Consider the following 1752-nt stretch of genomic DNA (forward strand, 5'->3'; position numbering starts at 1 on the left):
CTGCCCCTCGTATATTATGTTTAACTCCTTAAATACCATTCTCTTTTTCATCTTTTCTATCAATATAAGGTGGTCTGTTTGGACGTCTCGAGATATTTCTAGATAATGGTCTTAGGATCATTTGGGACAATTCTTCCTGCCCCTGTAGCTTGACTACATCTAAAGACTGTTTCTCAGTGTACGTGCGGCACTTCATACTCGCAGGCTGAGCGCACTGCCTCTCGAACTCAGGTGACAAGCAGCCCTGAGGCGGCTTTCGATGCAGATGCAGTTCTGATACACGAGGTTGATGATCGGCGTCCATACTAGAGATATCTCGAGGCGTCCAAGGAAATACCCAATGATTCCACAATGAAAGGAGGGTAACCCCCATGCGATTATTTGTTGGTTTAGACGTAAGTTCGTTTGACATGAAAGGCTGTATCCTTGATCAGGAAGGATCAAAAGTGGATACCTTCACGGTATCAAATGACCTTCCAGGAGCCACAGTTTTGAAGGAACGAATCCTCGGCCTTGCGAAAGGACGTAAAGTTGAAAGCGTTAAGATCGGTTTGGAGTCCACTTCGGTCTATAGCTTCCATCCTTCTATGTTCCTTCATTATGATGAAGACCTTAAGGTCTTTGACACTCAAGTGTTCGTCATTAATCCGAAACAGATTGCCAACTTCAAGAAAAGCTATTCGGATATGAATAAGACGGATGAAATTGATGCATTCGTGATTGCCGATTATGTCCGATTCGGCCGTAACCAGATGTCCATTGTCAAGGAGAGCCAGTATGTCGCACTCCAACAGTTGACCCGTTCACGTTATCACTTGGTTAAGATGATGACAAAGGAGAAACAGCACTTTCTCCAACATCTGAATTTCAAGTGCAGCAACTTTTCCCATGAGGTGGACTCTTCCGCCTTCGGAAATGCGATGATGGACCTCTTCCTCGAAAGATACAGCCTGGAAGAACTGGCCCAGATGCCTTTAGATGAATTGGCTGCGTTCCTTCAGGAACACGGGAAGAATCGTTTCTCTGATCCCGATAAAGTAGCTACTTCCATCCAACGGGCAGTCCGCTCTTCCTACCGCTTAGATAAAGTGGTAGAAGACTCAATGGATCTCCTTTTAGGTACTTCCATTGAGCTGATCCGTTCCTTTCAGAAACAGATCAAGGAAATCGACAAAGCCATTACCCGTCTAATGACAGGCCTTTCCCAGACCTTGGAGACTATACCGGGCATCGGACCTGTATATGCCGCAGGCATTATTGCCGAAATCGGCCAGATTGAACGTTTTGAAGATGAAAGCAAGATTGCCAAATATGCAGGTCTATACTGGCGGAAACACCAGTCTGGCCGCTTTACAGCTGAAGACACTTCTCTTTCGCGACAAGGAAACGAATATCTGCGCTACTACCTCGTTGAAGCCGCCAACTCGGTTAGGAGACAGATTCCCGAATATCGCGAGTTTTACCAAAAGAAATGTCTTGAAGTTCCAAAACATCAACACAAACGTGCCCTCGTCCTAACAGCAAGAAAACTCGTGCGATTGGTGGATGCGCTGCTTCGCAAACGCCAAGTCTTTGCGCAAGAAAGGTGCGTGAAGATCTGACAAATATACTTTGTCAGCGCAAGCCTTCCTGATTTCCAGTAAATTACATTTATTTACTGGTGTAGTTCCTTACGGTCTTTTTTAGTCACAAGTAAATTGAAAACTAAACATCTTTAAACTTTTGGAGTTGACATATTACCGCAGGTCTTTA

At 44.8% G+C, this 1752-nt stretch carries 1 protein-coding gene; it reads left to right on the forward strand.

Features of this window, described 5'->3' with window-relative positions:
- The first annotated feature begins 371 nt into the window (after positions 1-371).
- Entirely contained in the window at positions 372-1601 is a 1230-nt protein-coding gene (locus NR125_RS29130; protein WP_009333976.1) for an IS110 family RNA-guided transposase, read from the forward strand.
- Positions 1602-1752 lie beyond the last annotated feature (151 nt).

Origin of the sequence: Cytobacillus sp. Bac17, assembly GCF_024519925.1 — a bacterium.
Taxonomy (GTDB): Bacteria; Bacillota; Bacilli; order Bacillales; family Cytobacillaceae; genus Cytobacillus; species Cytobacillus pseudoceanisediminis.

What these genes read in the sequence shown, in the direction of transcription:
- NR125_RS29130 (WP_009333976.1), top strand. Translation starts at nt 372, where the DNA reads ATGCGATTATTTGTTGGTTTAGACGTAAGTTCGTTTGACATGAAAGGC.